This is a genomic window from Rhodoplanes roseus (assembly GCF_003258865.1).
GTDB classification, from domain to species: domain Bacteria; phylum Pseudomonadota; class Alphaproteobacteria; order Rhizobiales; family Xanthobacteraceae; genus Rhodoplanes; species Rhodoplanes roseus.
This window is the reverse complement of record NZ_NPEX01000332.1, coordinates 1-5893: the sequence shown is the minus strand read 5'-3', so window position 1 is coordinate 5893 and position 5893 is coordinate 1. Positions and strand designations below refer to the sequence as shown.

6 protein-coding genes are annotated in these 5893 nt (G+C 68.5%); 2 read left to right on the top strand and 4 right to left on the bottom strand.

Annotated elements, in window-relative coordinates:
- The 4 genes from CH341_RS27335 to CH341_RS27320 form a co-directional block, all read right to left on the bottom strand.
- On the bottom strand, nt 1-768 hold a 768-nt coding region (locus CH341_RS27335), incomplete at its 3' end, for an NAD(P)/FAD-dependent oxidoreductase (RefSeq protein WP_146604644.1).
- A 4-nt stretch (nt 769-772) separates the two neighbouring features.
- On the bottom strand, nt 773-1096 hold the full coding sequence (locus CH341_RS27330) for a 2Fe-2S iron-sulfur cluster-binding protein (protein WP_111422113.1): 324 nt from the start codon (nt 1094-1096) through the stop codon (nt 773-775).
- 36 nt (nt 1097-1132) lie between these two features.
- Nucleotides 1133-2569 carry a glutamine synthetase family protein gene (locus tag CH341_RS27325; RefSeq protein WP_111422112.1) on the bottom strand — a complete coding sequence of 479 codons (1437 nt, stop codon included), beginning with the start codon at nt 2567-2569 and terminating at the stop codon, nt 1133-1135.
- Between the two features lies 1 nt (nt 2570).
- On the bottom strand, nt 2571-3890 hold the full coding sequence (locus CH341_RS27320) for an aromatic ring-hydroxylating dioxygenase subunit alpha (protein WP_111422111.1): 1320 nt from the start codon (nt 3888-3890) through the stop codon (nt 2571-2573).
- Nucleotides 3891-4244: 354 nt separating this feature from the next.
- Between CH341_RS27320 and CH341_RS27315 the strand changes: the two genes are divergently transcribed.
- Entirely contained in the window at nt 4245-4970 is a 726-nt protein-coding gene (locus CH341_RS27315) for a GntR family transcriptional regulator (RefSeq protein WP_111422110.1), read from the top strand.
- Between the two features lie 398 nt (nt 4971-5368).
- Nucleotides 5369-5572 (top strand): cold-shock protein, encoded by a 204-nt coding sequence (locus tag CH341_RS27310; protein ID WP_111422109.1) that lies wholly within the window; start codon nt 5369-5371, stop codon nt 5570-5572.
- The last annotated feature ends 321 nt before the right edge of the window (nt 5573-5893 follow it).

The following is a 5893-nucleotide window of genomic DNA, read 5'->3' as shown; positions in this document are numbered from 1 at the left end:
GTCGACCGCGACCCCGGCGTCGCGGGCGAGATCGTCGGCGGGCACCACGCCGATTCCGACCACCACGAGATCGCAGGCGATCTCGCCGCCGCCGGAGAGAGCCACTGCGGCGACGCGGCCGTCACGCCCGACGATCTCGCGCAGCTGCGTGCCGAGCCGGACGTCGACGCCGCGGCTCTCGTGCAGCGTCTTCAGCCAGGCGGAGAGAAATGGCGGGAACGCACGAGCGGCGAGCCGGTCGGCCGCTTCCAGCACCGTCACGGCGAGGCCGAGGCCGCGCAGGACCGCCGCCGCCTCGAGGCCGATGAAGCCGCCGCCGACCACCACGGCGCGCGTCGCAGCGGGCAGCGCCGCGCCGAGCGCATTCGCGTCGGCGAGATCCCGCATATGGAAGACGCCGGCGAGATCGGCACCCGGCACGTCGAGCCGCCGCACCCGCGCCCCGGTGGTCAGCGCCAGCCGCGACCAGGTGATCGTCTCGCCGCTCGCCAGCGCCACGGTCCGGGCAGCCCGGTCGATCGTCGTGACGGGGGTTCCGAGTCGCAGCGCGATGCCGGCCTCGTGGAACGCGGACTCGGACTTCAGCAGGATGGCGGCGAGCGGCGTCGCCCCTTTCAGATAGCTCTTGGAGAGCGGCGGCCGCTGATAGGGCGGCGTCGGCTCGGCGCCGATCAGCACGATCTCGCCGGCGAAGCCGAACTCGCGCGCCGCGAAGGCGAGGCGGCATCCGGCATGCGAGGCCCCGACCACGACGAGACGGTCCGTCATGGCGTCACATCTGCCTCTCGGGGACGCGCAGCACGAGGCCGGACAGGCCGGGTGTCGCGAGGATCTGGCAGGAGAGGCGGCTCTCGGGGCGGCGCTCGGCGGCGACGCCGTCGAGCAGCGCGTTCTCCTCCTCGTCGATGGGGGGCAGCTCGCCTGCCCCGATGGCTTCGATATAGACGTGGCAGGTGGCGCAGGACAGGCAGCCGCCGCACTCCCCGTCGATGCCTTTCAGGTTCTCCATCACGGCGGCCTGCATCACCGAGGATCCCTCGGGAATGTCGAGTGTGCGGCGGCTGCCGTCGCGCAGGATGAAGGTGACGTCGGTCATGCGGCGTATCCCGAGGTGATCGCGAGGGAGCGGGCGTCAGAACAGGTCGAAATACTCACGCTGCTCCCACTCGCTCACCTCCGTCTCGAAGCGGCGGATCTCCGCCTCCTTGATGTGGGTGAAGTAGTCGACGAAGCCGTCGCCGAGATCCTTGGCGAAAATCTCGTCCGCCTTCAGGGCGGCGAGCGCCTCGCCGAGGCTGTGCGGCAAGGGCGGGGCCGGCGTCTCGTAGGGCACGTCGGCCGCCGGTCCCGGCTCGAGCCTGCGGGTGATGCCGTCGAGACCGGAGAGCGCCTGCGCGGTCAGATAGAGATACGGGTTGGCGGCGGGCTCGCCGACGCGGTTCTCCAGCCGGGTCGCCGGATCGCCGAAGCCGCCGATCATCCGGATCATCGCGCCGCGATTGTCGCGGCCCCACACGGCACGGTCGGGGGCGAGCGAGTAGGCGCGGTAGCGCCGATAGGCGTTGATGGTCGGGGCGGCGAGCGCCGCGGCGCCGCGCGCATGGGCCAGCAGCCCGGCGAGATAATGCCGGCCGATCGGCGACAGGTCCTCGCCGGGACACTCCGGCACGAACAGGTTGCGGCCGTCGCGGCCGGTGAGCGACTGGTGCATGTGCCAGCCGCTCGACGCGACGTTCGGGATCTTCGGCCGGCACATGAAGGTCGCGTGCAGGCCGTTGCGGCGGCAGATCTCCTTCACGGCGGTGCGGAAGAAGATCATGTTGTCGGCGGTCTCGATCCCCTGGGTCGGCGCGAAGGTGAACTCGAGCTGGCTCGGTCCGAACTCCACCTCCATGGAGCGCAGCGGCAGGCCGAGGCCCTGGACGCCGCTGCGCAGCAGCTCGACCACCGGCTCGACCCGGTCGTAGGTGATCTCGGTCAGGTACTCGCCGCCGTGGCTGAGGAGCTCCACCTCGGGCGGGGCGCCGGGGAGGCCGGACTGGTGGAGCCGCATCGCCGGGTCGACCACCCGGAACACGTGGAACTCGACCTCCAGCCCGGCGGTGAGCGTGCAGGCATGGGCGTCGAAGCCGGCGAGCGCGCGGCGCGCCATCGAGCGGGTGCAGAACGGCACGTCGGCGCCGTCCGGAAAGCGCAGATCGCACAGCACCCAGGCGCTCTTCGGCGACCACGGCAGGATCCGCCAGGTGGTCGGATCCGGCATCAGCAGCACGTCGGCGGCGCCCTCCATGCGCGGCATGTCGAAGCCGCCGCCGCTGGTGAACACCGGGAACACGGTGCGGTGCGACGTGTCCTTGGCGAGCAGCGTCGTCGTCAGGGCGACGCCCCTGGTCAGCGCGCCGATCGCCTCGCGGGCGACCAGCGCCTTGCCGCGCAGGATGCCGTGCTGGTCGGCGAAGACGAACCGCACCACCTCGATGCGGCCGTTCTCGATCTCGGCGACGAGGCGGGCGGCCGCCTCCCCGGCGGCGCTCGACCACGCTACGAAGCGTCGCGTGACGTCGTCCATGTCAGGCCTCGACCTCGGCGCCCCAGGGGGCGGCGGCACGGCGGCGGGCGTCGCCGTCGCGCCAGTAGCGCTCGACGTCGCCGGCGCGGTCGACACCGTCGAAGCTGACCGGTCCCCGCAGCGTCGCGGCCTGCGCGGCGTCGAGATGCATCAGCGGTGTCTCGCCGGCCGCGACCTTCTCGATCTCGGCGGAGAGCAGCCGCCGATAGGCCGTGATCGCCTTGTCGGACTGGCCGAGATGCTCGCGGGTACGGTCCTGGATCGGCCCCTGGCTCTCGCAGGCCCACTGGTCGTGGACGTTGATGTCGAAGCCCATGCCCAGATAGGTCTGGGCCTGCTGCTCGGCCGGATTGTAGCCCCAGTTGTTGGAGCGGTTGCGCAGCGGCTTGTAGTCGGGCGCCGGATAGGTCGCGAGGCGCTGCTCGCGCATGGTCTTCTTGTCGAGCGGATCCGTGAAGCTGGTGAACAGCGTGAACCAGTAATTGTTGTGGTCGTCGACCGGCACGTGCCACTGGGTGATCGTCACGGTCGGGCTCATCGGGATGACGAAGGCCTGCGGGAAGACGATGTTGGTGACGCGGACATGGGTCTGCGTCTCGTCGATCGGCCGCAGCGAGGTGAGCCGCAGGCCGTGCGGCACCGAGGCGACCGAGATCTGCGGCCGGTCGTACTCGCGCAGCACCTTGGTGATCGGCAGGTCCGAGTCGATGGAGGTCGAGCGGAACTGCTTGCCGTAGCTCGCCTCGGGGTCCTCGTCCTCGAAGAAGCGGTGCAGGAACGAGGCGTGCGCCGGGTCCATGCCGACCTCGAGCGACTGCAGCCAGTTGCACTCCCACAGGCCCTTGAAGGCGAAGGTGTGGGTCTCCGGCGCGACGAAGCAGTCGAGATCCGGGAAGGCCGGCGGGGTGCCCTTGCCGATATAGGCGAAGACGATGCCCGAGCGCACCGCGACCGGATAGGAGCCCTGGCGGATGCGGTCGCACAGCTTGCTGCCGACCGGCTCGGCCGGCGTCTCCAGGCATTTGCCGGTCGCGTCGAACAGCCAGCCGTGGAACGGGCAGCGCAGGCCGCCGGCCTCCAGCCGGCCATAGGCGAGATCGGCACCGCGGTGCGGGCAGTCGCGATCCAGCATGCCGAACCGGCCCTGCTCGTCGCGGAAGAGAACGAAGTTCTCGCCGAGCAGACGGACCGGCCGAACCGGCCGCGGCCCGTCGAGCTCGTCGACCAGGGCGACCGGCTGCCAATAACGACGGAGAAGCTCGCCGCACGGTGTTCCGCGCCCGACACGCGTATACGTGTCGTTCTGCTCCTGACTGATCATGATGGGACCTCGGACTGGCGTTGCGGGGGCACGGAGAACGCGGATCCTCTTCGTTCGCCGCTGACTGCATGCAATCGTATTTGGAATGAATGCAATGTCAAACTGGCGTAAGTCGAAACACGGATGTCATGAGCAGGCGGACCGGGCCTGTTTCTTCCTGCCGAGGGTCAGCGAGGAGTGGAAAATACGAATATAGTACAATATGATGGAGCAGCCGATCCGGCGCGGTCGCCCGGTGTGGTCAGCTGGTATGGACTAGATCAGCCGGTGGTTGGTTGCATGCAATTGCCTCATTCTGCGTGCATAAGATGCGGCCTTTGACGGTTCGGTAGGCAGAATTTCGGATGTAGCGCCATGCAGTCACAACAATCGCGGGTCCTAGTGCAGCTCCGGGATCTCATTCTCAAGGGGGAGTTCGGGCCCGGCGAGCGGCTCGCCGAGATCCCGATCGCCGAGCGGCTGGAGGCCTCGCGCACGCCCGTGCGGCTCGCCTTCGCGACGCTGGAGCAGGAGGGGCTGGTGCAGTCGTCGCCGAGCGGCGGCTATGTCATGCGCGCGTTCACCCGCAAGGAGATCGACGACGCCATCGCGGTGCGCGGCGTGCTGGAGGGAATGGCGGCCCGGCTGGTGGCGGAGAACGGCCTGACGCGGGCGATGTCCGAGGAGCTCGCGGAATGTATCCGGCTCGGCGACGAGGCGCTCGCCGCCCCGGTGCTGACCATCGACGGCTATGCCGACTACGTGGAGATGAACAACCGCTTCCACGAGCTGCTGGTGAAGTTCGCCGACAATGCGGCGCTCAGCCGGGCGATCGAGCTCAACAACCGCCTGCCTTTCGCCGCCGCCAGCGCAACGTTGCCGATGCACTCCTCCACGGGCGACGGCCGGCAATGGCTGCTGATCACCCACAACCAGCATCGCTCGATCCTGCATGCAATGGACCGGCGGGAGGGGACGAGGGCCCAGGCGCTTGCGATCGAGCACGTCGAGATCGCCCGGATGAATCTGCGCCACGCCTACGAGAAGGCGCAGGAGAGCGCCGGGCTGATGCCGGCGATTCGGCTCCTCTCGGGCCGTTGAGGCGGAACGACCACGGCCCGCTCCGGCCGTGCTCCCGACCGGTCGTCTCGCTCGGCGAGACGCGTGAGCCTGCGGCAGGTTGACGCGGCCGCCATGCAGGGCGGCCCCTTGCGAAGAGGGAGCGCCCGGGTGCCGGAGCCGTCGTCGCTCCCTGAATGCAGAACACGCTACCGTCGCGCGTTCGGCCTCGCGGGTTGCACTGGTACAGAACCGCCGGTCGCGAGTATTCCGAATGTAAAACGGGTGGCGGCTCAGGCCGATGGCAGCGGCACGACCGTCCGGTCGGGGGCCCCGCCCGGGGCGATCATCCGGGACAATCAGGCGAATATCTCTTGCCGTATTCGTCGGGAACGCGCAGCCTGTGCCGCGTTCGTATCGAGGCTCTGGAGATTCCTGAAATGGCGACCGGAACGGTAAAGTGGTTCAATCCGACGAAGGGCTACGGCTTCATTCAGCCGCAAGGCGGTGGACAAGACGTGTTCGTGCACATCTCTGCAGTCGAGCGCGCCGGCCTGAGCACGCTCAACGAAGGTCAGCACGTCGAGTATGAGATCGTCAGCAACCGCGGCAAGTCTTCGGCGGAGAACCTGAAGGTCAAGTGACCCGTTTCGGTGCTTTGCACCGGGCAGACAGAATGGCAAATGTCGTAAAGCTGGTTTCCAGCAATGACGATATCGGTGCTGCGGAAGAATGGTATCTCACGGTTCGCTGCACGAATTCTGAATGCGGGCGGCTGATTGCTTTTCAGAAAGCGATCAGCCGCGACAGCCAGTTGACGTTCGAAGTGGCCGTCAAAGGCGACCCCTCGGTCGATTGTCCCTCCTGCGGGACCCGCGTGCGGGTCAGCAGCGACCAGATCGAGCGGCGCAGGGTCATCGTCTCATAGATCGGCTCGGCGCCAGCGGACGTGACCGCTGCCGCCG